A 25,193-nucleotide genomic window follows, 5' to 3' on the forward strand; every position below is an offset into this window, starting at 1 on the left:
TGCGACGTGCGGGCGGTGTGGCTACGCGAGTTCGGCGGTCCGGAGGTGCTCGTCCCGGGGCCTGCCCCGGACCCGGTGCCCGGTCCGGGGCAGGTGCTGATCGAGGTGGCGCACGCCAACCTGACCTTCGTCGAGACCATGTTCCGGGCGACCGGGTTCGGGCCGTACGGCCGGGAGCTGCCGGTGATCCCCGGGAACGGCGTGGGCGGCACCATCATCGGAGTCGGCCCGGACGTCGACCCGGGGCTGGTCGGCCGGCGGGTGGTCACCGCCACCGGCGGCACCGGCGGGTACGCCGAACGCGTGGTGGTTGCCGCGGACACGCCCCTGCCGGTGCCGGACGGGCTGCCGCTGGACGAGGCGGTCGCGCTGCTGGCCGACGGCCGTACCGCCCTGATGCTGGTGCGGGCGGCCGGGCTGCGGGCCGGCGAACGGGTGCTGGTCGAGGCGGCGGCCGGCGGGGTGGGCAGCCTGCTGACCCAGCTCGCCACGGCGGCCGGCGCCCGCGTCGCCGCCGCCGCCGGCGGTCCCCGCAAGGTGGCCCTGCTGCGGGAACGCGGCCTCGACGTGGTGGTCGACTACCGGGAGCCGGACTGGCCCGACCGGGTACGCGCCGCCACCGGCGAGCTCGACGTGGTCTTTGACGGGGTGGGCGGGTCACTCGCCCGCGCCGCGTTCGACCTGCTCGACCGAGGTGGCCGGATGCTCAGCTTCGGGCTTGCCGGCGGCGCCTGGGCGGACCTGCCCGAGGAGGTGGCCGCCGAGCGTGGAGTGACCCTGCTGCGCCCGAGCGCCCCGCCGGAGGAACTGCGCGCCCTCACCCGGCAGGCGCTGGCGGAGGGCGCGGCCGGGCGGCTCCGCCCGCTGATCGGGCAACGTTTCCCGCTGGAACGGGCCGCCGACGCACACGCCGCCATGCAGTCCCGCGCCACCGTCGGCAAAACCCTCCTCGACCTCTGACCCGCACCCGCACCCGCGTCAAGATCCGCGCTCATGCACGGAAGCTCTCGCCAGGCGGGTGGGGGGGTCAGAGGTACATGCCGGTGCGGTGTTCGGACTGGCTGCGGGCGGGTTTGTCGCCCTCGCCGAAGAACCGCTTGCCGCCGAACTCCCCGTGCAGCCGGTCGTCCAACTCGTCGGCGAGGCCGGTCATCACCTGCACCGCGAGCATCAGGTGAGTGGCCTGGAAGTTGCGGCCGAAGACCGGGATGGAGGCCCAGACCGTGTCGTCCGCGCAGTAGAGGCGGCCGATCGGCATCCGGTTGGTCAGCTCGGACAGCTTCACGTAGAGGCGTTCGGTCGGCTCGACCTCGGTGAGCACCGGGGAGAAGACGTCGACCAGGGGCGGGTTGTCGCGTACCCGGACGAAGACCATCGCCGAGCCGGCGCGGATGTTGATGTCGCCGTCGGAGTCGACCTGCAACTGGTCGGACTTCGACTTGAGCATGGTCGAGACGACGGTACGCACCCGGTCCTCGAGCGCGAGCACGTCGTTCTCGGCGGCCTGCGCGGTGGCCGCCGCGGCCAGCGCCTCGTCGAGGTCGGCCTCCACGTCCCGGTCCGGACCGAACTCGCTGCGGGCCGTGCCGAGCGGCTCCACCGGCAGCGCCTCACCTTCGGCGTCGTGCACCAGATAGACCAGGAAGGCGGGATGCGGGGCCCCGTAGACGTCGCGCAGCGTCCGGGACAGCACCGCCGCCAGCCGGGTGGCCTCGTCGACCGCGCAGTCCAGGCCGAACTGCTCGCCCGAACCCTCGACCACCCCCGGTGGGGACCAACCGAGCGCGATCATGTCCGCCACGGCGGCCCGGTCGAGCCGGTACCCCTGGGGCAGGGTGGCGTTGCCGACCGCCCGCGCCGACAGCCGGCCCTCGTCGCCGACGTCCACGCTGATCGAGTAGACCGCGTCTCCCGTGCCGGAGGCGGTCGGGTCGAGCGTCAACTCCAGATGCGCCCCGGTGGGCAGGGCGCGCAGCCGGTCGGCCAGCGCGCGGGCGAACTCCCGCCAGGCCTCCGTCACCTTGGCCCGAAGATCGGCCGTGGTGGGCTCGTCCAGCAGGATCGGCTCGTACTGCTCCGGCGCGCCGCCGCCGGCGGGCTCACCGGCCGACGAGGGGTGGTCTGCCGTCATGATCGCCTCCGTCCGTCACGGGCCACCCTACCCACGGACGGTGGGGGTCGAATCACGCCGGGGACCGACATCGGACACCGGGTCGGAGACCCGGCGGAGCGGCCTACTCCGTGGGCGCCGTGCCGTCCAGTTCGACCGGCCAGGACCCGGCCAGCTCGCTGAGCCGGGCGGCCGTCGCGGCCGGGTCCGCGCCCCGACCCACGGCCACCCCGAGGAGGTACGCCGTGACCGGGGCGCCCGGGCGCAGCACCTGGTGGGCCACGTCCTTGGCCAGGTCGAGCACGACCGGCACCGACACCTCGGCCGGATCCAGCCCCAGCTCGGCGCAGGCCGCCGTGACCCAGTCGTCCATCACCGTCATCGCGTCCACTCCTCGGCCCGGCGTACGTCCTCGTCAGTGTCGCAGTCGAACCAGGGCGGCGGCCCGGAGCCGGACCAGGACACCTCCCGGACGACCATGCCGGCCAGCAGGCCGCGTACCGGGGCCCCGTCGACCGTGCCGCCCCGCTCGGCGGCGAGCCGCTCGACCGCGGCCCGCAGCGCGGCCACTCGCCACACTCCGCAGAGCTGCTGCCGGCGCCCGCCGTCGTCGACATAGCAGACGCCGTCGGCCGTCGACCCGTCGAGCCCCCGTCGCAGGTCGGCCACCGCCGCCGGAGTCAGCAGGGGCAGGTCGGCGGCGAGCAGGGCGACGGTGGGCGTACCGGGGTCGAGCAGGGCCAGACCGGCGGCCGTGGCGGCGACCGGACCACCGCCGGGCGGGTCCTCCCGGGTCACCCGTACGCCGTCGGGGACGGGACCGGCCGGGCCGACCACGAGCCGCGGCTCGGCGTCGGCGACCGCCGCGAGCACCCGGTGCAGCATCGGGCGACCACCGACCGGGCGTGCCGGCTTGTCCACCCCGCCCATCCGGCGGGCCGCGCCCCCAGAGAGCACCACCGCCGCGTACGCCGTCACGTTGGCCACGGTAGCCCCCGCCTCGACGCGCCTTGCCGCCCACCGACTCCTCGCTGCGGCGAGGGCGTGTCGCGGCAACTCGGTGTCTCCCGGTCCGGGGACATCGCGTCCTGCCGCGATCCGGCCTCGACGACCAGCCGTCCGCCTGGCCGGGCAGCTGGCGGGCCGGCCCGGGTCGGGCGGTGGACGGGCCGGCGCGGGTGGGGCGGTGGACGGGCCGGCGCGGGCGCGGCGGGCGTCGCCGTGCGGGTGGCGGGTCTCGCGGGGCAGGATGGCGGAATGGGACGGGCGACTGACCGGCGCGGCGTGCTCCGGATCGACCTCGACGCGGCGGCCGGCGGGCGGGACCGGGTACGACGGCAGGACACCCTGGCGGTGGAGGAACCCCTGGAGATCCGGGTCGGCCCGGGCGGCCCCGGCCGGCGGAAGCCGCTCGCGGTGACGATGCGGACCCCCGGCGACGACCTGGACCTGGCGATCGGGTTCCTGCTCACCGAGGGGCTGATCCGGTCGGCCGACGACGTGCACACCGCCCAACTCTGCGCCGGGGCGGAGACCCCGAACACCTACAACGTGGTGGACGTGGTGCTCGCCCCCGGTGTCCCGGAGCCCATCACCGACCCGGCGCGCAACTTCTACACGACCAGCTCGTGCGGGGTGTGCGGCAAGGCGAGTATCGACTCGGTGCGGACCCGGTCGCGCTTCGCGGTACGCGACGACCCGCTGCGCGTACCGGCCAAGGTGCTCGCCGAGCTGCCGGACCGGCTGCGCGCCGCGCAACGCGCCTTCGACCGGACGGGCGGCCTGCACGCGGCGGGGCTCTTCTCCGCGGACGGCGAGCTGGTGGTGCTGCGGGAGGACGTCGGCCGGCACAACGCGGTGGACAAGGTGGTCGGCTGGGCGGTCCGGGAACGCCGGCTGCCGCTGGCCGGGCACCTGCTGCTGGTCTCCGGCCGGGCGAGTTTCGAGCTGACCCAGAAGGCGTGGATGGCCGGGGTGCCGCTGCTCGCGGCGGTCTCCGCGCCCAGCACCCTCGCCGCCGAGCTGGCCGAGGAGGCCGGGATGACCCTGGTCGGCTTCTTGCGCGGCCGGACCATGAACGTCTACGCCGGCGCCCAGCGCGTCGCCGAACCCGCCGGCTGAGCCGGCCACCACCCCGGGCTGGAGCTCACGTGGCGGGCCCATCAGATGCGCCGGCGGGCGATGCGGCGGCGCGGGCGGGCGCGGCGTACCACCCCTGGGAAGCCGACCTCCGGCCAACCGTCCAGCTCGGACGGGGGCACTCCGCGGCGGAGCAGGTCGTCCAGGAGCAGCGCGAGCGAATAGTCGGGCCGCGCGGCGAGCACCCGTTCCAGGGCCACTGCGGCCAGGGCGCCGTAACCGGCCCGCCAGGCGGCGAAGGCGAGCAGGCTGCCGGGGGCGGCGATCAGCTCCGGTTCGGCCCGCCGCAGCACGTCGGTCCAGAGGCTGATGTCGGCGTCCCGCCCGTCGGTCCGTTCCCAAGCGTGGTCGCGTACCGGGAGCTGGGTGAGGAGGACGGTCAGCCAGGCCACCTCGTCGTCGGTCAGCCGCTCGTCGCGCCGGTGCCGGCGGAACGCGGTGCGGACGGCAGCCACCCCGGCGGAGCGTACGGACCGGCCACCGACCAGGGCGGTCTCGGTCGCTTCCTCGGTGAGGCCGGCCAGCCGTCCGCGAGCCCGGACGGTGGCCCGGCGCATGGCCACCCGGACCGGACCGTCGAACGCGGAAACCTGCGCGGTCAACGCAGCCCGGTCGGGCAGGGCGACCTGACCGGCGAAGACGGCCGCCGCGCTGACCTCGCTGGCCCCGGCGTCGTACGGGGTGCCGTCGGACGGGCAGCACTCGGGCTCGGTGCAGAGGTAAGACCACCAGCGTCCGTCGGTGACCCGAAGCGCGTCGAGCACGAGCAGGCCGGCCCGGTCCAGCGCCTCGCCGACCGCGTCAACCGCCGGGGTCACCCGGGCGGCCGGACCGTAGCCGATCACGGTGGCGGACTCGGTGCCCTGCCGGGCGATCACCTCGGCCAGGTGCCCGGCGGCCGGCCGAGGGTCGGCCCCCGGCTCGGGCAGGTCGCCCCGGGCGGCGAAGACGACCCGGCGGCCGCGCAGCGCCACCACGACCACGCTGTCGGCCGGGTGGAAGCCGAGCAGGTACGGCACGGCGGCGATCAGGTCGGCGGGCGAGCGGACGGCGAGCCGGAGCTGGTCGGTGGGAGTCATGCCGAGAGCGTGCGGTCACCCCGACCCACCCCGACAGGCCCTGTGGACGACACGCGGGTTGTCCACAGATACGGAGAGTATCGGTGCAGGTGAACGTCGATCGGCGCCGGCCGAGGACGGCACAGGACCCCGCGAGCGTCGGTCCGACCGGCTACCTTGCGCTCATGGACCTGGCGTACCTGCGGGCACACCCGGAGCACCTGCCGACCTTCCTGACCCACCAGCGGATCCGGGAGACGCCGGTCTCCGGCGGGGACATCTGCGCCACGTCCCGGCTCACCCTCGACGACGGTCACTCGGTCTTCGCCAAGACCTGGCCGGAGCGGGCCGGCCGGCCGGTGCCGGAGGGCTTCTTCGCCGCCGAGGCGGCCGGGCTGCGCTGGCTGCGCGAGGCGGGCGCGGTCGCCGTGCCGGAGGTGCTGGTGGCGCTGCCCGAGCTGCTGGCGCTGGACTGGGTCGAGCCGGGCGAGCCGAGCCCGGAGGCGGCCGAGCGGTTCGGGCGCGAGCTGGCCGGGCTGCACCGGGCCGGGGCACCCGGGTTCGGCGCCGAGTGGGCCGGTTTCATCGGCGCGCTGCCGCAGGACAACACGCCCGACCCCGGCCCGTGGTCGGCGTGGTTCGCCCGCCGCCGGTTGTTGCCGTACCTGAGGATGTCGGTCGACAACGATGCCCTGACCTCCGCCGAGGCCGCCCTGGTGGAGGAGCTGGTCGACCGCATCGGCGAGCTCGGCGGTGACGAGCCACCGGCCCGGATCCACGGCGACCTCTGGCCGGGCAACCTGCTCTGGGGTGCCGACGACCGGGTCCGACTGATCGACCCGGCCGCGCACGGCGGCCACCGGGAGACCGACCTCGCCCAGCTCGCGCTCTTCGGCGGCCCGCCGCACCTGGACCGGATCATGGCCGCCTACCAGGAGGTGTGGCCGCTGGCCGACGGCTGGCGGGAGCGGGTGCCGGTGCACCACCTCCACCTGTTGCTGGTGCACACCGCCCTGTTCGGCGCGGCATACCGGGACGCGGTGGGAACCGCCGCCCGCGCCGCGCTGCGGGGCACCGGACGCGCTACGGTCGACAGGTGACCGCCGCCCCGACGACCGACGGGGTCCTCGTCGACCGGTACGGCCGTGTCGCCCGGGACCTGCGGGTCTCGCTGACCGACAAGTGCAACCTGCGCTGCACCTACTGCATGCCGGCGGAGGGGCTGCCCTGGCTGGCCGGGCCGCAGCTGCTCGGCGACGACGAGATCGTCCGGCTGGTCGGGATCGCGGTGCGGCAGCTGGGCGTCACCGAGGTCCGCTTCACCGGCGGGGAGCCGCTGATCCGGCCCGGACTGGTCGGCATCGTGTCGGCGGTGGCCGCGCTGGAGCCCCGCCCCCGGATCTCGCTGACCACCAATGGCCTGGGGCTGGAACGGCTCGCGCCCGCGCTGCGCGCCGCCGGGCTGGACCGGGTGAACGTCTCGCTGGACACCCTGGACCGGGCTCGCTTCACCGCGCTGACCCGTCGGGACCGGCTCGCCGACGTGCTCGCCGGGCTGACCGGCGCGGCCTCGGCCGGGCTGACCCCGGTGAAGATCAACACGGTGCTGATGCGCGGGGTCAACGACGACGAGGCGCCGGCGTTGCTCCGGTTCGCCCTGGCCCACGGCTACGAGCTGCGCTTCATCGAGCAGATGCCGCTGGACGCGCAGCACGGCTGGGACCGGGCGACGATGGTCACCGCCGACGAGATCCTGGCGGCGCTGAGCCGGGAGTTCGCGCTGACGGCCGATCCGGCCGAGCGCGGCGCGGCACCCGCCGAGACCTGGCTGGTGGACGGCGGGCCGGCCCGGGTCGGGGTGATCGGCAGCGTGACGCGGCCGTTCTGCGGCGACTGCGACCGCACCCGGCTCACCGCCGACGGGCAGGTCCGGGCCTGCCTCTTCGCGACCGAGGAGTCCGACCTGCGCGGCGCCCTGCGCGGCGGGGCGGACGACGCCGAACTGGCCCGCCGGTGGCGGGCGGCGATGTGGGGCAAGCGGGCCGGGCACGGCATCGACGACCCCACCTTCCTGCAACCCGCCCGCCCGATGTCGGCGATCGGAGGCTGACCGGTGCAACTCACCGTCCGCTACTTCGCCGGGGCGCGCGCCGCCGCCGGCCGATCGGAGGAGACCGTCCCGGCCGGCCGGTCGCTCGACGAACTCGTCGACGAGCTGGCCGCCCGGCACGGCGAGCGGCTGGCCGTCGTGCTGAAGGCGGCGAGTTTCCTGGTCGACGGCCTGGCCTGTCACGACCGGCAGGCACCGCTGCCGGCCGGCGTGACGGTCGACGTGCTGCCGCCGTTCGCCGGCGGCTGAGGGGAGCCCACGTGTTGGCGATGGCGACGTTCGTCGGCTTCGTCCTGCTCGTCACCGCCCTCATCCACCTCTACCTGTGGAAACGGCTGGTGCGGGACACCACCGTCCCCGGGCGTCGGCGGCGACTCGGCGGGGTCGCCGTACTGCTGCTGGCGGTGCTGATCCCGGCCACCATGATCGTTACCCGTGCCGGCATGCACTGGGTCGCCTGGCTCGGGTTCATCTGGCTGGCGCTGATGTTCTACCTGCTGGTCGTGCTGCTGGTGCTCGAAGTGCCGATGGCGGTGGCCAAGCTGGTGCTGCGGCGCCGGGCGGCGGTCGCCGAGCCCACCGCGGCAGCCCCCGAGCCGGCCCTGGTCGGCGCCGCCGATCCGCTGGCCGGCGGCACCAGCGCCGACGATCCGGCCGGGCACGCGGTCGACCCGCCGGCCGCGGCGGCGGTCGGCCAGCCGGACCACGACCCGTCCCGACGGTTGCTGCTCACCCGGGGCGCGGCGATCTTCGCCGGGCTCACCGCCGCCGGCATCACCGGGTACGGCGTCCGCACCGCGCTCGGTCCGCCGCAGCTGGACCGGGTCCGGATCCCGCTGGCAAAGCTCCCGCGCAGCATGGACGGCCTGCGGATCGCCACGGTCTCGGACATCCACCTCGGGCCGCTGACCGGCCGCGCGCACACCGAGCGGATCGTCGCGATGATCAACCGGATGGACGCCGACCTGGTGGCGATCGTCGGCGACCTGGTCGACGGCTCGGTGGCCGAGTTGGGCGACGAGGCCGCCCCCCTGCGCGACCTGCGCTCCCGGTACGGCAGCTTCTTCGTCACCGGCAACCACGAGTACTACTCGGGCGTCGAGGAGTGGGTCCGCGAGGTGGACCGGCTCGGCGTCCGGGTGCTGCAGAACGAGCGCCAGGAGATCCACGCCCGGGGTGGCGTGCTGGACCTGGCCGGGGTGAATGACGTGACGGCCGCCGGCACCGGGCTGGCCGCGCCGGCCGACTACGCCGCCGCCCTGGCCGACCGGGACCCGAGCCGCCCGGTGGTGCTGCTGGCCCACCAGCCGGTGGCCGCGCACGAGGCGGCGAAGTTCGGCGTCGACCTCCAACTCTCCGGGCACACCCACGGCGGCCAGATGGCGCCGTTCAACCTGCTGGTCCCGCTCCAGCAGCCGGTGGTCTCCGGGCTCGGCGAGGTGGACGGCACCAAGGTCTACGTGACCAACGGCGCCGGCTTCTGGGGGCCGCCGGTCCGGGTCGGCGCCCCGCCGCAGGTGACCCTGGTCGAGCTGCGCGCCCAATAGCGCGCCCGGGCCGCGCGGTCCAGCGGCGGATTGCACAGGTCACGCGTACGCGTGGCGGCGCACGGCCAGGGGACCGGGCGTGACAGGATGCGGCGTGCCTCCGTTCAGCGCCGCACCCCCCGGTGGCCTCCCGCCATTCGTCGCGGATCTGCACATCCACTCGAAGTACTCGCGCGCGTGCAGCCGCGACCTGACCCTGCCCAACCTGGGCTGGTGGGCCCGGCGCAAGGGCATCGGCGTGCTCGGCACCGGCGACTTCACCCATCCCGCCTGGTACGACCACCTGCGGGAGACGCTGCACCCGGCCGAGCCCGGCCTGTTCCGGCTCAGCCCCGAGGCGGAGCGGGACATCGCCCGCCGCCTGCCGCCCCGGCTGGCGAGCGCGGCCGAGGCGGCCCCGGTCCGGTTCATGCTCAGCGTGGAGATCTCCACCATCTACAAGCGGGACGACCGGACCCGCAAGGTGCACCACCTGATCTACCTGCCGGACCTGGACGCGGTGGCCCGGTTCAACACCACGCTCGGGCGGATCGGCAACCTCGGCTCGGACGGCCGGCCGATCCTCGGCCTGGACTCCCGGGACCTGCTGGAGATCACCCTGGAGGCCAGCCCGGACGGCTACCTGGTGCCGGCGCACATCTGGACGCCCTGGTTCTCGGCGCTCGGTTCGAAGTCCGGCTTCGACGCCATCGCCGACTGCTACGCCGACCTGGCCGAGCACGTCTTCGCGGTGGAGACCGGGCTCTCCTCCGACCCGGGGATGAACTGGCGGGTCGGCAGCCTGGACCGCTACCAGCTGGTGTCCAACTCGGACGCGCACTCGCCGCCCGCCCTGGCCCGCGAGGCCACGGTCTTCACCTCGGGCCGCGACTACTTCGCGATCCGCGAGGCGCTGCGCACCGGGGACGGGCTGGCCGGCACCATCGAGTTCTTCCCGGAAGAGGGCAAGTACCACGCCGACGGCCACCGGCTGTGCGGGGTGAACTGGTCCCCGGAGCGGACGCGGGAGGCCGGTGGGCGATGCCCGGAGTGCGGCAGGCCGCTGACGGTGGGTGTACTCAGCCGCGTCGAGGAGTTGGCCGACCGGCCCGAGGGGCACCGCCCGGCACACGCCCGGGAGGTCACCCACCTGGTCCCGCTCGCCGAGATCCTCGGCGAGATCAACAAGGTGGGCGCCCGGTCCAAGAAGGTCGAGGGGAAGCTCAACGACCTGATCGCGGCGCTCGGCCCGGAGCTGGAGATCCTGACCGGCACCCCGCTGGACGAGATCGGCCGGGTCGGCGGTGAGTTGCTCGCCGAGGGGATCGGCCGGCTGCGCCGGGGCGAGGTGCGCCGGGTCCCCGGCTACGACGGCGAGTACGGCGTGATCACCCTCTTCGACCCCGCCGAGCTGGGCAGCGGCGGCAGCGGCTCGGGCGCGCAGGACACGCTCTTCGACGTACCCGTGCCCGCGCAGCGGAAGCCCACGGAGCCGGCGTCGAAGCCCCGGACCCGACGCCCGGCGGCGGCGAAGGCCGAGCCGAAGCGGAAGACCCCGCCGCCGCCCCCACCACCGATCGCGCCGGCGCCCTCCCCGCACGAGCCGTTCGAGCCGATGCTCGCCGGCATGGAGGAGGTCGGCACCGGCCTGCTGGACCGGCTGGACGCGATGCAGCGGGTGGCCGCCTCCGCGCCGGGCGGCCCGCTGCTGATCGTCGCGGGGCCGGGCACCGGCAAGACCCGGACGCTGACCCACCGGATCGCGTACCTCTGCGCCGAGCTGAACGTCTTCCCCGAGCAGTGCCTGGCGATCACGTTCACCCGGCGGGCGGCCGAGGAGCTCCGGCACCGCCTCGACGGGCTGCTCGGCCCGGTGGCCGAGGACGTCACGGTCGGCACCTTCCACTCGCTCGGGCTCACCATCCTGCGGGAGAACGCCGAGGCCGCCGGCCTGCCGGTGGACTTCCGGATCGCCGACGACACCGACCGGGCGGCGGCCCGGGCCGAGGCCGGCGAGGACCCGGAGGCGTACGCCGGGCTGCTGCGCAAGCGCGACCTGGTCGACCTGGACGAGTTGCTCACCCTGCCGGTGGCGCTGCTGAGGGCTGACAGGAAGCTGGTCCGCGAGTACCGCGAGCGCTGGAAGTGGATCTTCGTCGACGAGTACCAGGACGTCGACGCGGTCCAGTACGAGCTGCTGCGACTGCTCTCCCCCGCCGACGGCAACCTGTGCGCGATCGGCGACCCCGACCAGGCGATCTACTCGTTCCGGGGCGCGGACGTCAGCTATTTCCTGCGCTTCTCCCAGGACTTCACCGACGCCCGCCTGGTCCGGCTGAACCGCAACTACCGCTCGTCGGCGCCGATCCTGGCCGCCGCGGTGCAGGCCATCGCGCCGTCGTCGCTGGTGCGCGGCCGCCGGCTCGACCCGGCCCGGCTCGACCCGGAGGCGCCGCTGGTCGGCCGCTACGCCGCGGCCTCCGTCGCGGACGAGGCGGATTTCCTGGTACGCACCATCGACGACCTGGTCGGCGGCCTCTCCCACCGGTCGCTGGACTCGGGTCGGATTGACGGCCGGTCGACCTCCCTGTCGTTCTCCGACATCGCGGTGCTCTACCGCACCGACTCGCAGGCCGCCCCGATCGTGGACGCCCTGGCCCGGGCCAACATCCCGGTGCAGAAGCGCTCGCACGACCGGCTCCGGGACCGGCCCGGGGTGACGGCGATCGCCCGCGAGCTGCGACACACCGGACTGGATGGCTCGCTGGCCGCCCGGGTCCGGTTGGCCGGGCAGGTGCTGGCGGAGCGGTTCGCCGTGCCGACCCTCGACGGTTCCGGCTCGGTACGCCCCGAGGACGTCCGGGTGGCGGTGGACCTGCTCACCCCGCTGGCCCGCCGCTGCGGCGACGACCTGGAGCTGTTCCTGTCGCAGCTGGCCACGGGCGCGGAGGTGGACGCCCTCGACCCGCGCGCCGAGGCGGTCACCCTGCTCACCCTGCACGCCGCGAAGGGCCTGGAGTTCCCGGTGGTGTTCCTGGTCGGAGCCGAGGACGGGTTGCTGCCGCTGCGCTGGCCCGGGTCGGAGCCGGACGACGACGCGGTGGCCGAGGAGCGCCGCCTCTTCTTCGTCGGGCTGACCCGCGCCCAGGACCGGCTGTACGTCAGCCACGCCGCCCGGCGCGCCCGGCACGGCGCCGAACGCGACTGCCGGCCGTCCCCGTTCCTCGACGTGATCGACCCCGGCCTGTTCGAGCGGTTCGGCGAACCCGAGGCCCGCCGTCCCAAGGACCGCCAGCTCCGGCTGATCTGACCGCCACGTCTTGATCCACTTCGGTTGCGGCGAGTCGGGGTTTCCTGGAGCTGGGACACCCGACTTGCCGCAAGGCGATGTCGATCCCGTGTCAGGCGAGCAGCACCGCCAGCCAGGCGCCGACCAGGATCGCCGGCCCGAACGGCAGGGCGGCGTCCCGGCGTACCCGGCGGACGGCGAGCAGGGCGAGCGCCACCACGCCGTTGAGCAGGTGCGGCAGGAGCAGCCCGAGGCCGAGGGTCGGCCAACCCAGCCAGCCGAGCGGTAGGCCGAGCGCCGCGGCGAGCTTCACGTCGCCGAAGCCGAGCCGGGCGCCGGGCAGCAGGGCGAGCAGCACGTACCCGGCGAAGGAGGCGGCGGCGCCGGCCGAGGCCGGGAGCAGGCGGCCCGGGGTGTCACCGGCCAGCGCGGCCAGCACCAGGCCGAGCCCACCGCCGGCCGCGGCGAGCGCCACCAGCGGGTCGGGCAGCCGCAGGCAGGCCAGGTCCACCACAGCGAGCACCAGCCCGACCGCCCCGACCAGCAGGAACGCCGGCAGCGCCGGGTTGGCGCCCAGCGCCGCCGCCAGCCCGCCGAACACCACCGCGCCCGCCAGGCTCGTGCCGAGCCGCCCGACCGGCCGGCGTCGGACTCCCGGCTCGCCGGCAGCCGGCAACGGCCCGGCTGCGTCGGCCACCCGAGGCGGCCCGGCTGCGTCGGCCCTGGACGCGTCCGCACCGGATGCGTCAGTTACGGATGCCTGGGCACCGGGTGCCGGTCCGGTGAAGCGGCGGGCGAGCGGGACGGCCGCCCAGCCGGCCAGCGCGCCGAGGAGCGCGACACCCGTCACCAGCCCGGCGGACACGTGCCGGGATGTTACCGGCGGGCCGCCTCGGCGGCTGCCCCGTCGACCTGCCGGCGCGGACGCTCGGTGCTCACCACCACCGCCACCCCGGCGACGATCACCGCGCCGCCGAGCAGTACCTGGGCGGTGACCGGCTCGGCGGCGAGCAGCGCGCCGAGCGCCACCGCGACCGCCGGGTTCACGTACGCGTAGGTGGCGACCAGCGAGATCGGCGCGTGGTGCAGCAGCCAGACGTACGCGGTGAAGGCGACCAGCGAGCCGGCCACCATCAGGTACGCCAGCGCCGCCCAGGAGCGGCCGGTCACCTCGGCGGGGGAGAAGTCGCGCAGCTCGCCCCGGCCGGCGGCGATCACGCCGAGCGCCACGGCACCGGCGAGCATCTCGTAGGCGGTGGCCACGAACGGATCCGCCGGCATCCGGATGCGCCCGGAGAGGTAGGAGCCGACCGACCAGCTGGTGGCGCCGACGACCACGGTGAGCGCGCCGACCACCGGCACCGTCCCCGACCCGCCGGTGGGCACCACGAGCAGGACGAGGCCGACGAAACCGAGGGCCACCCCGGCGAACGTCCACAGCCGGGGGCGGTCGCCGCCGAGCGTGCGCAGCAGCACCACCAGCAGCGGGACGGTGGCCACCAGCAGCGCGGCGATGCCGGAGGGCACCCCCACCCCGGGCGGGCCGGACTCGGCGAGCACCACCAGCCCGTTGCCACCGGCCAGCAGGAGTACGCCGACCAGGGCGGCGGAGCCGAGCTGCCGCCGGTCGACGCGGAGCGCCCCCGGTCCTCGGCGCAGGCGCAGCACCAGGGCGAGCAGCGCGGCGGCGGCGGCGAACCGCATCGCCGCGGAGGTGAGCGGCGGCAGCGACTCGACGGCGACCCGGATGCCCAGGTACGTCGAGCCCCAGAGCACGTAGACGAGGACCAGCGCGGTCCAGATCAGCGCAGGTCGGGTGGTGGGTGCGGGCGGGGCGGGGTGGGCGACCGGTGTCGCACTCGCGGGGCGTGAGCTCATCGGTGGACCACGCTACGGTGGCCAGGACGTCGCCGTCCTCCGTTGGTGGCCGGCCTCTCAGCTCGGGTGCACCCAGGAGGGCCTTCCATGTCGAACTTCGGACCACCCGGCGGCGGCTCACCCGATCCGCGGGACGGGTGGCCCGGCGACGGATACGCCCCCGCACCCAACCAGCGGTACGCGCCGACCGCTCCGCAGTACGAGCCGCCCGCCCAGCGGTACGAACCGCCGGCCGGCTGGGACGTTGGGCAGCCCATCCCACCGACCTTCCCGCCGCGCGGACCAGACCCGGGCGGCCCGCCGTACCGGAACCCGCCCCGACCGAAGCGCGGCAAGGGTCCACTGGTCGCCGTGCTGGCCGTGGCGATGGTGCTCCTGCTCGTGGGTGCGGCGGCGTTCTGGGTCCTCGGCCGGGACGAGCCCGGGCCGGTGAGCGCGCCGGGTACCCCGACCGCGCCGGCGGTCGACCCGCCGGCGGCGAGCGGGCAGCCCGTTCCGGCGACCACGGCGGCCGCCCCGGCTTCCTCGACCGATCCGCGGTTCGTCCGGGCCGGCCAGTGCGTGCGCAATGACGGCGGCGTCGCCGAGCCGAAGCTGGTGATCACCGAGTGCGCCCCGAAGACGTACGAGGTGCTGAGCCGGATCGACGGGCCGACGAGCGGCGAGAAGGACGCCGAGGCCAAGTGCGCCAAGGTGGCCGGCTACACCGACTGGTTCTTCTTCGACAGCGAGCTGGACACCCTCGACTTCGTGCTCTGCCTGAAGCGGCACTGACCCCGCCGTAGCCAAAACTAGGGCTTTCTAGCACGGATGCTAGACAGCCCTAGTTTTGTCTCGAAGCGCTCGACACGCCGGTAGCCCCATCTACGGATGTCTAGCCTCCCAGCTAGACGGCCCGATACTCTGCGATTCGTGGATCCGGTCCGCAACCCGTACGCCCCGGGCGCCGGCCAGCGCCCGCCCGAACTCGCCGGGCGGGGGCGGGAGCTGGACGTCTTCGACGTGGTGCTGGAGCGGATCGCCCGGGGCCGCCCCGAGCGCAGCCTGATGCTCACCGGCCTGCGCGGGGTCGGCAAGACCGTCCTGCTCAACACCCTCCGCTCGCAGGCGATCATCCACCTCTGGGGCACCGGCAAGATCGAGGCCCGGCCCGACCAGTCGCTGCGCCGGCCGGTCGCCGCCGCCCTGCACATGGCGGTCCGCGAACTGGCGCCCCGGCACCGCGCCCCGGACCGGATCGACGCCTTCCTCGGCGTACTCAAGGCCTTCGCCCAGCGGTCCGCGCCCACCGGCCGGGGCGGGGCCGCCCCGAAGCTGCGCGACCGCTGGCAGCCCGGCATCGACGTGCCAGCCAGCAGCGGGCGGGCCGACTCCGGGGACATCGAGATCGACCTGGTCGAGCTGCTCAGCGACGCGGCGGCGGTGGCCACCGACGTGGGCACCGGCATCGCGATCTTCATCGACGAGATGCAGGACCTCGGCGCGGAGGACGTCTCCGCGCTCTGCGCCGCCTGCCACGAACTGTCCCAGCTCGGCGCGCCGCTGATCGTGGTGGGCGCCGGGCTGCCGCACCTGCCGGCCGTGCTCAGCGCCGCCAAGTCCTACTCCGAGCGGCTCTTCCGCTACCAGCGCATCGACCGGCTGGACCGGATCGCCGCCGACCAGGCGCTCTGCGCGCCGGCCGAGCGGGAGGAGGTCGAGTACGAGCAGAAGGCGCTCGACCTGCTCTACGAGAAGTCCGGCGGCTACCCGTACTTCGTCCAGGCGTACGGGAAGGCCACCTGGGACCACGCCCCGCGCTCGCCGATCACCGCCGCGGACGTCCGGGTTGCGGCGCCCGAGGCGGAGGCCGAACTGGCGGTCGGCTTCTTCGGCTCCCGGTTCGAGCGGGCCACCCCCGCGGAACGCGAGTACATGCGGGCGATGGCGACCCTCTCCCTGATCGAGGGGGAGGAGAGTGGCCGGGACGACATGGACGCGGCGGTGCCGACCGCGGAGATCGCCCGGGCGCTGGGCCGGAAACCGGCCAGCCTCTCCCCGGCCAGGGACGCGCTGATCAAGAAGGGGCTGATCTACTCCGGCGAACGCGGCACGGTCGCCTTCACCGTCCCGCACTTCGGCCGCTACCTGCGGACCCAGCCGGCCTGACCGGCGGCGTCAGACCTTCGACCAGGGCGGCGGGAAGACCACCTCGCCGGGTGCCGGCGGGGCCTCGTCGCTGGTGACCGGCGGCAGCACCTGGGCCTGCCACGGCTCCCCGAGCCCGGACCACGGGCTGGTCAGGCCCAGCCGGTCGGCCGGGCCGAAGCCGAAGCGCCGGTAGAACGCCGGGTCGCCGAGCACCACCACCAGCCGCTCCCCCAGCTCGGTCGCGGCGTCCAGGGCGGCCTGCACCACCGCGGTGCCGTGCCCGATCCGCTGCCGGTGCGGGGCGACCGCCACCGGGCCGAGCGCCAGCGCCGGGTACGAGCCGCGCTCGGTGCACACCCGGACCCGGGTCAACAAGGCGTAGCCGACGACCTCGCCGCCGTACTCGGCGACCATGGCCAGCTCAGGGATCCGGGCGTCGCTGTGCCGGAGCTCGTCGACCAGGGCCACCTCGGGCGGCGTGGCCACGTCGGGGCGGGCGAAGGCGGCGGCCAGCACCCCGGCGACCGGTCCCTCGTCCGCCGGATCCTCGGGTCGGAGTCGCAGGGTCGTCACCCGCGCGACCTTACCGCGCCCGGCCGGTCCATCCGCGACGGTCGCTGAAATCGGCCGCCGGAGCGTCCGGGTCGGACGTCCACGTCGGCCGATCCCTTTCGGGTGTTGCCCGGGTAACGGCCGGCCCGACGGGGTATGACTGATCCATGAAGCCCGTGCGTACCCTCGCCCGTGTCATGCTGAGCGGCATCTTCGTGGTCAGCGGCGCCCGCAACCTGCAGAACCCGGGCCGACTGGTCCCGGCGGCGCAGCCGGTCACCGACCGGGTCGCCCCGCTGATCCAGAACCTGCACCCCCGGATCCCCACCGACACCGCGACGCTGATCCGGGCCAACGCGGCCACCCAACTCGTCGGCGGACTGATGCTGGCGACCGGGAAGTTCACCCGGCCCGTCGCGCTCGCCCTGGCCGGCACGCTGGTGCCGGTCACCATCGCCGGTCATCCCTTCTGGAACAACGACGACCCGGCGGCGAAGAACAACAACCAGGTCCACTTCCTGAAGAACCTCGGGCTCTTCGGCGGACTGCTCCTCGCCGCCGCCGACACCGAGGGCAAGCCCGGGCTGCGCTGGCGCGCCGGCCACCGGATCGACCACTCGCGACGCTCGGTTCAGCGCGCGGTCCGGACCGCCCGCCGCGAGGCGAAGATCGCCACCCGCTCGGCGGCCACCGCCCGCCGACTCCCAGGCTGACCTGCATCAATACGGCCACCACCCCCCGCAAGGCCATCAATCACCTGAACCGTCCGACACCCGTTAACGCGGTGGAAATGTCAAAAACACGTGTGGGATCGGACACGGTCGCATAACGCGGGAGGCAGCAACGTGAGGCGCCGTTCTAGGCTCCGTGCGGGACCTGGACGGGTAGGACGATCTTGGTACGGGGGTGGCACCGCCATGCCGGCGACTGTCGGTAGACGGATGGACCGCCTCGCTCCAGTCCGTCGCGGAACGCGTGGGATCGATCGCAGGACAGTCGTACGGACCGGCATCGTGGCCGCCGTCGCCTACGCCGCTTGGCTCGCCATCGGCACCTTCGGGCGGCCGTACAACTTCTTCGACATGAAGATCTACCACGGTGCCGTGGTGTGGTGGGCGAGCGGCAACGAGCTGTACGACTTCATCGCACCCTCCACGACCCTGGGCTTCACCTACCCGCCGTTCGCCGGGCTGGTCATGCTGCCGATGTCGTGGCTGCCGGTCGGCGCCGCCGGCTGGCTCAACGCGCTCGCCAGCATCGCCGCGCTCGCCGTCGTGCTGGCCGCGCTGCTGCGCCCGATCGTGGACCGGCTCGGCTGGCCGCTCTGGTACACCGTCGCCGTCGCCACGCCGCTGGCGCTGGCCATCGAACCGTCCCGGGAGACCCTCGGCTACGGCCAGGTCAACCTGTTGCTCTTCGCACTGATCATGGCGGACCTGGTCGGGCTGCGGTGGCGGGCCAAGCGGGGGACCCACCACGACACGGCCGACTCGGCACTGGCCCGGTTCGTCTACAGCGGCGCCTGGGCGGGCGTCGGCATCGGCCTGGCCACCGCGGTCAAGCTGACCCCGGCGCTGTTCGTCGCGTACCTGATGATCACCCGGCAGTGGCGCGCGGCGGTGACCGCGATCGGCACCGCTCTCGGCGTGACCCTCGGGACGTTCGCGCTCTGCGGGGAGGAGTCGCGGACGTACTTCAGCTCGGTGCTCTGGCAGACCGAGCGGGTCGGCGCGGCGGACATGACCGCCAATCAGTCCCTGGCCGGCCTGCTGGCCCGGCTCTACGACTCGATCGAGACGCCCGGCCTGCTCTGGCTGGCCTTCTCGGTGCTGGTGCTGGCGCTGGGGCTGTCCCGGGCGGCCAGCGCCCGGGCCGACGGCGACGAGCTGACCGCCTTCACCCTGGTCGGGTTGACCGCCAACGTGATTAGCCCGATCTCCTGGTCACACCACCTGGTGTTCGTGATCCCGGCGATCATCGTGCTGGCCGACGCCGCGGTACGCCGCCGCGAGGCCAGCCGCGGGCTGTCGACCCGGGTCACCGGGGCACCGCCGGCCGGCGGGGTGCCGCCGCTGCGCCCGCCGATCTGGTACCCGACCCTCACCGGGCTGCGGCACGGGGTCGGTGCGCTCGCGCTCTACCTGCTCTTCCTGATCTCGCCGATCTGGCCGTACGAGCACCAACTCCCCGAGGTGTCGCACTACCAGGACGGCCTGTTCGGCGCGCTGATGGAGAACTCGCTGGCGATCGCGCTGATCGTGCTGGTCGCGGCGCTGCCCTGGCGGCCCGGCGCCGAGCCCGCCTTCTACCACGACCGGCTGGTCCGCACCGCTCAGCTGACCGCTCGGCGCTGACGGTCCGCCCGCTCTCGTCCGGACGGGCGGACCGATCAGGGGCAGTTCACCCACTCCTCGGTGCCGTCGGCGAAGACCTGCCGCTTCCAGATCGGCAGCCGCGCCTTCACCTCGTCGACCAGCCGCGCGCAGGCCGCGAACGCGGCCGCCCGGTGCGCGGTGCTGACCGCGGCGACCAGGGCGACGTCGCCGATCTCCAGCCGGCCGATCCGGTGCGACACCGCCACCGCGTACACCTGTGGGTCGGCGGCGATCTCGGCGGCGACCTCGTGGAGCACCGCCTCGGCGGTGGGGTGGCCCTCGTACTCCAGCAGGGTGACACCGCGGCCGTGGTCGTGGTCGCGGACGACGCCCTGGAACGAGACCACCGCGCCGGCCCGCCGGTCGGCGACCGCCGCCTCGTGCGCGGCCAGGTCGAGCGGCTGGTCGGTCACCGCGCCGATGGTCACCCCCGCAACCGGGCTCACTGTTCCTCCTTCGCTCGCGACTACCATGACCGCTCCCCGGGGATGAGCGGCAGCGGGACGACCGGCACCAGGGCGCCGGCCTCGCCGGTGCTGCCCGGCCGGATCACCGCGAAGCCGTCCGCCCCGGCGAGACCACGCAGCATCGCCGAACCGACGTGCCGCACCGGGTACGCGGTGCCGGCGGCCCGGTCCACCCGGACCAGGGCCAGATGGGTGTAGTCGCCCCTACCGGGGATCGGCTCGGCGAGGGTGACCTGCGGCAGCACCGGCATCGGCCGGCCCGCCAGCCCGGCGAGCAGCGGCGCGACTAGCGAGACCAACGCGACGACGGCCGACTGCGGATTGCCCGGCAGGCCGGCCACGAAGCGGACCCGGCCGTCGTCGTCGACCAGCCGGGCCAGCAGCATCGGGAAGCCCGGCCGGACCGCGACGGTGTTGACCACGTAGTCGGCGCCGAGCGCCTCCAGCGTGGGGTGCAGGTGGTCGACCGGGCCGTGCATGGTGCCGCCGGTGGTGCAGACCAGGTCGGCGTTGGCCAGCGCGCCGCGCAGCGCGGCCACGTGCGCGGGCAGCGTGTCGGCCACCGGGCCGACCACGTCGGCCGGGCGCACCTGGCAGCCGTAGCGGCGCAGCCAGGCCGGCACGGTCGGACCGAGGGCGTCCCGGACCCGGCCGGCACCGGGCGGGCCGGCGGTGAGCAGTTCGTCGCCGAAGACCAGCAGCGCGGCGCGCGGCTGCCGGCGGACCCGCAGCGTGTCATGCCCGCAGGAGGCGGCCAGGCCGATCACCGCCGGGTCGACCGCCGTGCCGGCCGGCAGCAACTCCTCCCCGGCGTACGCCTCCTCGCCCGGTTCCCGCCACTCCCGCTGCGGGCGTGGCGTGCCGGCGACCAGGCCGTCCGGCGTACGAGTCGACTCCTCGATCCGCAGGATCGCGGTCGTGCCCACGGGGACCATCGCGCCGGTGGCGATCTCGGCGGTGGTGCCGTCGTCGGCCAGCGGGGGCGGGGTCTGCCCGGCCAGCACCCGGCCGATCACCCGCCACGGCCCGTCCCCGCGCACCGCCCAGCCGTCGATGCTGGAGGTGGGGAACGCCGGCAGGTCGGTACGCGTGGTCAGCGGCTCGGCCAGGGTGTGCCCGTCGGCGTCGGCGATCGGCCGGTCGACTGCGGGGAGCGCGGCGGCGAGGCCGACCGCGTACACCCGGGAGCGGGCCTCCTCCCACCCGGCCGGCGGCGGCGCGGCGACCTGCGCAGCGGCGGCTGCGGTTTCCGTGCTCATCCGGCGAGCCTATCGCCGGTGCGGCCCACGCGTGGTCAGTGGTCGCCGCCACGCAGCTGGTCGACCGCGTGGGTCAGGATCGGTGCGAGCACCGCCAACCCGTCCTTCGCCCCACCGCGCGACCCGGGCAGGTTGACCACCAGCATCCGGCCGACCACGCCGGCCAGCCCGCGGGACAGCGCGGCGGTGGGGACCTTGTCCCGGCTGTGCGCCCGGACCGCCTCGGCGATGCCGGGGATCTCGTAGTCGAGCAGGCCGCGCGTCACCTCCGGGGTCCGGTCGGTCGGGGTGATGCCGGTGCCCCCGCTGGTCAGCACCACGTCGACACCCTCGTCCCGGGCCGTCCGCAGCGCGGCGCCGACGGGCTCGCCGTCCGGCACGACCACCGGGTCGTCGACCTGACAGCCCAGCTCCCGCAGGCCGGCGACGAGAAGCGGACCGCTGGTGTCCGCGTACACCCCGGCGGCGGCCCGGTTGGATGCCACGATCACCCGGGCCCGGATCACGGCCGGTCCTCCGGCCGCACCCACTCGCCGGTCTTGCCGCCCTCCTTGCGCAGCACGCGCACCGCGTCGATCGACGCGGCCGGGTCGACGGCCTTGACCATGTCGACCAGGGCGAGCCCGGCCACCGCCACGGCGGTAAGTGCCTCCATCTCGACGCCCGTGCGATCGGCGGTCTTCGCGGTCGCGGTGATCTCGACGGTGTCGGTGGTGAGCCGCAGGTCGACGGTGACACCGTGCAGGGCGATCGGGTGGCAGAGCGGGATCAGATCCGGCGTGCGCTTGGCCCCCATGATCCCGGCGAGGCGGCCGACGGCGAGCGCGTCGCCCTTGGGCAGGCCGTCACGGCGCAGCAGTTCCACCACCTCGGCCGTGGTGCGGAGCCGGCCGGCGGCGACTGCGAGCCGCCCGGAGACCGGCTTGGCGGAGACGTCGACCATGCGGGCCGCGCCGGCCGGGTCGACGTGGGTGAGCTGCGCGGGTTCGGTCACGGCCGCGAGCCTATCCCTCGGGTACGACCGGCCGCGTCCGGTCGGTGGGGAGGAGCGCCGTGGGTGCCGGTGGCGCTCCTCCCGCACCTACCCGCCGGCAGGTCGCTGGGGGGAACTCGCCGGCGGGCGTCTCGTCGACTCGGCCCGTCCCCGGTACCGGACCTCCCCCGTTCGCCGACGGAGGGAGACGCTAGCCGGCGACGCGATAAGAAATCGATAAGCGCCTCAACTGCCTTCCGGCTCGGCGAGGACCCGCTCCACTGCCTCCCGCTCCGGCGCGCCCATCCGACGGAAGATCGCCAGGGCACGCTGCCGATACCGGCGGGCCTGCTCCGGTTCGTCGTCGCGGAGGTGATCGGCGAGCGCGACGAGGGCGCGGCCCTGCTCGTACGGGTGCGCGATGCGGGTCGCCAGGTCAAGTGCGCGCCGGTGGGCCACGATCGCCTCATCCGTACGTCCCGCGAGCGCCGACGTGATGCCGAGGTCGTTCCACACGGCCGCCTGCACGTGCCGTTCTCCCGAGTCCACGGCGAGGTCGAGGGCCAGCTCGTGCTGCTCCCGCGCCTCGTCCAGCCGGCCCAGGTGCCGGTAGGCGATCGCCAGGTCGTTGCGGGCCTCGGTCTCCCCGAACCGGTGCCCGGTCCGGCCGCGTAACCGAAGCGACGCGATGATGAGTCGGGCAGCCTTGGCGAAGCGTCCGAGCCGGTTCTCCACGGCAGCGATGTGCCCCAGGGCAGCCGAGATGTCGTAGTGACTCCCCCGGCACCGCGCGATGAAGAGATGAAGTCGGTGGGCCCTGAGCGCCTCCCCGTAGCGCCCCGCGACGGTGAGAGCGAGACCGAGGTTCGCCAGCGCCAGGATCGAGTCCACCGCGGGAGGACCGGGGCGCTCACGGAGCGACTGTCGCCCGAGGCTCACCGAGCGGGCCAGATCGCCTGTCAGCATGTGGACGACCACTAGGTTAGCCCGGTAGCGACTCTCGCTGAACTGGTCGCCGAGCTGACGGGTGATGGACACCGCCGCCTCGAGGTGCCGCAGCGAGTCCAGGTAGCTGCCAGTGCGGGTGTACGCAGAGGCCAGGTAGTTGTGCATGGCGGCCTCCGCCGCCCGATCACCACCCTTCTCGGCGGCGGCGAGACCGGTGCGGTGGGTGGCGAAAATGTCGTCGAAGTAGCCCCGGATGTAGCAGAACCGCCACATCGCCCGAGCGATTCGCCACGCGTAGCCGTGGTGGGACTCCTGTTCGGCGGACGCGATGAGCGCGAGCAAGTTCGAGCGTTCCCGCTCCAACCACTCGACGTCTCCCGGATCGGACTGTCCGAGCAGGTCGGGGCGACGGGCCGCGCCCAGACGGAGCTGGCGGGGCAGCGCGAGCTGCTCCAGCGACTGTGCTCGGCCGACCACCTCGTGCAGCACGTGGTCGAGGAGCCTCTCGGCGGCGTTCCTCCGGATCCCGACCTCATCCAGATCCCGGGACAGCTCGGCCGAGTAATGGCGCATCAGGTCGTGCAGGCGGTAGCGGCCCGGCTCAACCTCCTCGATTAGGTGCTGATCCAGCAGCTCGTCCAGCACCTGCTCGGCCCGATCGAGCGGCAGGTCCACGAGCGCCGCCGCCATCGGCGCGTCGAAGTGAACACCAGGGTGGACGCTGACGAGCCGGAACAACCGCTTGACCGGTTCCGCCAGCGGCTCGTACGACGCGGTGAAGACGCTGGCCACGGTCTGCTGTTCGACGGCAAGTTGCCGCAGCACCGTCTGCCCGGCGCTCAGTCGTCGGGCCAGGTCGGCGACCCCCCAGGTGGGCCGGTGCAGAAGACGCCCCCCGGCCAGCCGGATGGCGAGCGGCAGATGACCGCACCGACGCACCACCTCCACCGCCGCCTCGGGCTCCCGGTGCACCCGATCTTCGCCGGCAGTGTGCGCCAGCAGATGGATCGCCTCCTCTGGGGTCAGGGCCGGAAGCGGCACGGGCGGCCCGATGTCGCCGGGCGACAGCCGGCGTCGACTGGTGACGAGGACGACGGAGCCGGGGGCTGCTGGTAGGAGCGGCCGAACCTGCTCGCTGCTGGCCGCGTTGTCGAGCACCACAACGACGCGGCGTCCGCGCAGCTCGCGCTGCCACAGCTCGGCGCGGAGCAGATGGTCTGTCGGTATCCGGCCGGCGGGAACGCCGAGTTGGCGGAGCAGCCCGGTCAGCGCATCGGCCGGATCGACCGGTACTCCCTCGGCGTGCCCGCGGAGGTCGATGAAGAGCTGAGCGTCCGGATAGTGGCTGGCCAGGCGGTACGCCAGATGGACAGCGAACGCGGTCTTGCCGCTGCCCGCCATACCATCGATGACCCGAATCGCCGCCTCGTACGGGCCGTCCTCGACAATCTGAGCCACCAGGCGCTCAGCCAACTCTTTTCGGCCCACGAAGTTCGCCACCGGACGGGGCAGGCGGTTGGCCGGCTCGATGCGGGGTGCCGCGCAGTGCTCCTTGTCTTCCTGCAAGAGGGAATCGGCGACAGGTTGAGGCCGTACATCGAGACTCGCATCGGCCCGATTCATGATGCTCTGCCGCAGCGCCTGCAACTCGATCCCCGGCTCCACCCCGAGGTGTTCCCGCAGGACCGCCCGGGCATGGTCGATCACGGCCAGTGCGCCGGCCGGGTCGCTGTCCGCATAGCGCGCCCTGGCGAGCAGAACATGGGCCTGCTCCCGGTAGGGGTGCGTTACGACATGGTCCGTGAGAAAGGCAACGGCGTCTCTCGTACGCCCGAAGTTAAGGTCAAGTCTCGCCCGCAACTCGATCGCGGACAGGTGCTGCTCGTTGAGCGACGCCCGCCGCGCTCCGAGGACGGGCCCCACGGACAGACCGGCCAGCAGTGCGCCGCGCCAGAGTTCCTCGCTGCGCGACAGCAGGGCCGCCGCCTTGTCGACATTCCCGTCCGCCCACGCGCGGCCGGCACCCTCGACAAGGCGTTCAAATCTGATCACGTCGAGCGACTCGTCGCCCAACTCGAGCCGGTAGCCTCCGGGCAGACGCATCAGCACGGGCCGGTGCAGTTTTTCGAACATGCGACGCAGATTTCCGGCGTAGGTCCGGACGTTCGCTACTGCGGAACGCGGTGGCTCCTCTGGCCACAGTTCATCGACCAGCGTTTCGAGTGTCACCATGCGTCCGGCATGAACTGCCAGCATTGCCAGAACGATCTGCTGTTTTGGCGTGCCCAGGTACATCTCGCGGCCGTCGAGTACAACTTCGAGGTTGCCCAGAACTCTGATCTCCACAGTTCCCTGCTCCAACTCGAAGGGCATCCACGG

Annotated in this window: 23 protein-coding genes; 11 read left to right on the top strand and 12 right to left on the bottom strand. The window is 74.2% G+C overall.

Annotated elements, in window-relative coordinates:
• Positions 1-6: 6 nt before the first annotated feature.
• Positions 7-960, top strand: a complete 954-nt coding sequence (locus ACZ6S5_RS05510; protein WP_465998037.1) for a zinc-binding dehydrogenase — start codon at positions 7-9, stop codon at positions 958-960.
• A gap of 67 nt (positions 961-1,027) precedes the next feature.
• On the opposite strand, the gene ACZ6S5_RS05515 is transcribed toward ACZ6S5_RS05510, so the two are convergent.
• From ACZ6S5_RS05515 to mobA, 3 genes are all read right to left on the bottom strand, one after another.
• A complete protein-coding gene (locus tag ACZ6S5_RS05515; RefSeq protein ID WP_465998039.1) occupies positions 1,028-2,131 on the bottom strand; it encodes a T3SS (YopN, CesT) and YbjN peptide-binding chaperone 1 in 1,104 nt (367 codons plus the stop codon).
• A 103-nt stretch (positions 2,132-2,234) separates the two neighbouring features.
• Positions 2,235-2,492, bottom strand: coding sequence for a DUF6457 domain-containing protein (locus ACZ6S5_RS05520; RefSeq protein ID WP_465998041.1), 258 nt, complete (start codon positions 2,490-2,492; stop codon positions 2,235-2,237).
• A complete protein-coding gene (gene mobA, locus ACZ6S5_RS05525; RefSeq protein ID WP_465998043.1) occupies positions 2,489-3,088 on the bottom strand; it encodes a molybdenum cofactor guanylyltransferase in 600 nt (199 codons plus the stop codon). The genes ACZ6S5_RS05520 and mobA overlap by 4 nt, the downstream gene beginning before the upstream one ends.
• 279 nt (positions 3,089-3,367) lie before the next feature.
• Between mobA and fdhD the strand changes: the two genes are divergently transcribed.
• Positions 3,368-4,231 carry a formate dehydrogenase accessory sulfurtransferase FdhD gene (gene fdhD / locus ACZ6S5_RS05530; protein WP_465998045.1) on the top strand — a complete coding sequence of 288 codons (864 nt, stop codon included), beginning with the start codon at positions 3,368-3,370 and terminating at the stop codon, positions 4,229-4,231.
• A 41-nt stretch (positions 4,232-4,272) separates the two neighbouring features.
• Here the strand turns inward: fdhD and ACZ6S5_RS05535 are convergent, their stop codons facing one another.
• Complete coding sequence (locus tag ACZ6S5_RS05535) at positions 4,273-5,328, bottom strand: DUF4192 domain-containing protein (RefSeq protein WP_465998047.1); 1,056 nt, start codon at positions 5,326-5,328, stop codon at positions 4,273-4,275.
• 164 nt (positions 5,329-5,492) lie between these two features.
• On the opposite strand from ACZ6S5_RS05535, the gene ACZ6S5_RS05540 reads away from it, so the two are divergent.
• The 5 genes from ACZ6S5_RS05540 (at position 5,493) to ACZ6S5_RS05560 (ending at position 12,253) form a co-directional block, all read left to right on the top strand.
• Positions 5,493-6,407 (top strand): fructosamine kinase family protein, encoded by a 915-nt coding sequence (locus tag ACZ6S5_RS05540; protein ID WP_465998049.1) that lies wholly within the window; start codon positions 5,493-5,495, stop codon positions 6,405-6,407.
• A complete protein-coding gene (moaA, locus tag ACZ6S5_RS05545) occupies positions 6,404-7,417 on the top strand; it encodes a GTP 3',8-cyclase MoaA (RefSeq protein WP_465998051.1) in 1,014 nt (337 codons plus the stop codon). The genes ACZ6S5_RS05540 and moaA overlap by 4 nt, the downstream gene beginning before the upstream one ends.
• Positions 7,418-7,420: 3 nt before the next feature.
• A complete protein-coding gene (locus ACZ6S5_RS05550; RefSeq protein ID WP_452311221.1) occupies positions 7,421-7,666 on the top strand; it encodes a MoaD/ThiS family protein in 246 nt (81 codons plus the stop codon).
• Between the two features lie 20 nt (positions 7,667-7,686).
• Positions 7,687-8,964: a metallophosphoesterase gene (locus ACZ6S5_RS05555; protein ID WP_465998053.1), complete on the top strand. Its 1,278-nt coding sequence runs from the start codon at positions 7,687-7,689 to the stop codon at positions 8,962-8,964.
• A gap of 94 nt (positions 8,965-9,058) precedes the next feature.
• Positions 9,059-12,253, top strand: a complete 3,195-nt coding sequence (locus ACZ6S5_RS05560) for a UvrD-helicase domain-containing protein (RefSeq protein WP_465998055.1) — start codon at positions 9,059-9,061, stop codon at positions 12,251-12,253.
• A gap of 91 nt (positions 12,254-12,344) precedes the next feature.
• Here the strand turns inward: ACZ6S5_RS05560 and ACZ6S5_RS05565 are convergent, their stop codons facing one another.
• Together ACZ6S5_RS05565 and ACZ6S5_RS05570 are read right to left on the bottom strand one after the other, a co-directional pair.
• A complete protein-coding gene (locus ACZ6S5_RS05565) occupies positions 12,345-13,097 on the bottom strand; it encodes a prepilin peptidase (RefSeq protein WP_465998057.1) in 753 nt (250 codons plus the stop codon).
• An 11-nt stretch (positions 13,098-13,108) separates the two neighbouring features.
• A complete protein-coding gene (locus ACZ6S5_RS05570) occupies positions 13,109-14,110 on the bottom strand; it encodes an EamA family transporter (RefSeq protein ID WP_465998059.1) in 1,002 nt (333 codons plus the stop codon).
• An 87-nt stretch (positions 14,111-14,197) separates the two neighbouring features.
• Here ACZ6S5_RS05570 and ACZ6S5_RS05575 point away from each other — a divergent pair, with 87 nt between their 5' ends.
• Positions 14,198-14,884, top strand: a complete 687-nt coding sequence (locus ACZ6S5_RS05575; protein ID WP_465998061.1) for an LppU/SCO3897 family protein — start codon at positions 14,198-14,200, stop codon at positions 14,882-14,884.
• 138 nt (positions 14,885-15,022) lie between these two features.
• Positions 15,023-16,258 carry an AAA family ATPase gene (locus ACZ6S5_RS05580; protein WP_465998063.1) on the top strand — a complete coding sequence of 412 codons (1,236 nt, stop codon included), beginning with the start codon at positions 15,023-15,025 and terminating at the stop codon, positions 16,256-16,258.
• Between the two features lie 9 nt (positions 16,259-16,267).
• On the opposite strand, the gene ACZ6S5_RS05585 is transcribed toward ACZ6S5_RS05580, so the two are convergent.
• Positions 16,268-16,813, bottom strand: coding sequence for a GNAT family N-acetyltransferase (locus ACZ6S5_RS05585; RefSeq protein ID WP_465998065.1), 546 nt, complete (start codon positions 16,811-16,813; stop codon positions 16,268-16,270).
• A 146-nt stretch (positions 16,814-16,959) separates the two neighbouring features.
• Between ACZ6S5_RS05585 and ACZ6S5_RS05590 the strand changes: the two genes are divergently transcribed.
• Both ACZ6S5_RS05590 and ACZ6S5_RS05595 read left to right on the top strand, forming a co-directional pair.
• On the top strand, positions 16,960-17,505 hold the full coding sequence (locus ACZ6S5_RS05590; protein WP_465998067.1) for a DoxX family protein: 546 nt from the start codon (positions 16,960-16,962) through the stop codon (positions 17,503-17,505).
• A gap of 204 nt (positions 17,506-17,709) precedes the next feature.
• On the top strand, positions 17,710-19,146 hold the full coding sequence (locus tag ACZ6S5_RS05595; RefSeq protein WP_465998069.1) for a glycosyltransferase 87 family protein: 1,437 nt from the start codon (positions 17,710-17,712) through the stop codon (positions 19,144-19,146).
• Positions 19,147-19,181: 35 nt separating this feature from the next.
• Here ACZ6S5_RS05595 and ACZ6S5_RS05600 read toward each other — a convergent pair whose 3' ends face one another.
• From ACZ6S5_RS05600 to ACZ6S5_RS05620, 5 genes are all read right to left on the bottom strand, one after another.
• Complete coding sequence (locus tag ACZ6S5_RS05600; RefSeq protein WP_465998071.1) at positions 19,182-19,613, bottom strand: molybdenum cofactor biosynthesis protein MoaE; 432 nt, start codon at positions 19,611-19,613, stop codon at positions 19,182-19,184.
• 20 nt (positions 19,614-19,633) lie between these two features.
• Positions 19,634-20,893, bottom strand: a complete 1,260-nt coding sequence (locus ACZ6S5_RS05605; protein ID WP_465998073.1) for a molybdopterin molybdotransferase MoeA — start codon at positions 20,891-20,893, stop codon at positions 19,634-19,636.
• Positions 20,894-20,928: 35 nt separating this feature from the next.
• Positions 20,929-21,399 (bottom strand): MogA/MoaB family molybdenum cofactor biosynthesis protein, encoded by a 471-nt coding sequence (locus ACZ6S5_RS05610; protein ID WP_465998075.1) that lies wholly within the window; start codon positions 21,397-21,399, stop codon positions 20,929-20,931.
• Positions 21,396-21,887 carry a cyclic pyranopterin monophosphate synthase MoaC gene (gene moaC, locus ACZ6S5_RS05615; protein WP_465998077.1) on the bottom strand — a complete coding sequence of 164 codons (492 nt, stop codon included), beginning with the start codon at positions 21,885-21,887 and terminating at the stop codon, positions 21,396-21,398. Before moaC ends, ACZ6S5_RS05610 begins: the two co-directional genes overlap by 4 nt.
• 225 nt (positions 21,888-22,112) lie before the next feature.
• On the bottom strand, positions 22,113-25,187 hold the full coding sequence (locus ACZ6S5_RS05620) for an AfsR/SARP family transcriptional regulator (protein ID WP_465998079.1): 3,075 nt from the start codon (positions 25,185-25,187) through the stop codon (positions 22,113-22,115).
• Between the last annotated feature and the right edge of the window lie 6 nt (positions 25,188-25,193).

The sequence above is a fragment of the Micromonospora sp. NPDC051924 genome (assembly GCF_055586005.1).

Bases quoted from the DNA above. Each gene is read 5' to 3' on its own strand.
- ACZ6S5_RS05515 (WP_465998039.1), bottom strand. From the start codon at position 2,131: ATGACGGCAGACCACCCCTCGTCGGCCGGTGAGCCCGCCGGCGGCGGC.
- ACZ6S5_RS05520 (WP_465998041.1), bottom strand. From the start codon at position 2,492: ATGACGGTGATGGACGACTGGGTCACGGCGGCCTGCGCCGAGCTGGGG.
- fdhD (WP_465998045.1), top strand. From the start codon at position 3,368: ATGGGACGGGCGACTGACCGGCGCGGCGTGCTCCGGATCGACCTCGAC.
- ACZ6S5_RS05535 (WP_465998047.1), bottom strand. From the start codon at position 5,328: ATGACTCCCACCGACCAGCTCCGGCTCGCCGTCCGCTCGCCCGCCGAC.
- ACZ6S5_RS05540 (WP_465998049.1), top strand. From the start codon at position 5,493: ATGGACCTGGCGTACCTGCGGGCACACCCGGAGCACCTGCCGACCTTC.
- ACZ6S5_RS05555 (WP_465998053.1), top strand. From the start codon at position 7,687: ATGGCGACGTTCGTCGGCTTCGTCCTGCTCGTCACCGCCCTCATCCAC.
- ACZ6S5_RS05570 (WP_465998059.1), bottom strand. From the start codon at position 14,110: ATGAGCTCACGCCCCGCGAGTGCGACACCGGTCGCCCACCCCGCCCCG.
- ACZ6S5_RS05575 (WP_465998061.1), top strand. From the start codon at position 14,198: ATGTCGAACTTCGGACCACCCGGCGGCGGCTCACCCGATCCGCGGGAC.
- ACZ6S5_RS05590 (WP_465998067.1), top strand. From the start codon at position 16,960: ATGAAGCCCGTGCGTACCCTCGCCCGTGTCATGCTGAGCGGCATCTTC.
- ACZ6S5_RS05595 (WP_465998069.1), top strand. From the start codon at position 17,710: ATGCCGGCGACTGTCGGTAGACGGATGGACCGCCTCGCTCCAGTCCGT.
- ACZ6S5_RS05605 (WP_465998073.1), bottom strand. From the start codon at position 20,893: ATGAGCACGGAAACCGCAGCCGCCGCTGCGCAGGTCGCCGCGCCGCCG.
- ACZ6S5_RS05620 (WP_465998079.1), bottom strand. From the start codon at position 25,187: ATGCCCTTCGAGTTGGAGCAGGGAACTGTGGAGATCAGAGTTCTGGGC.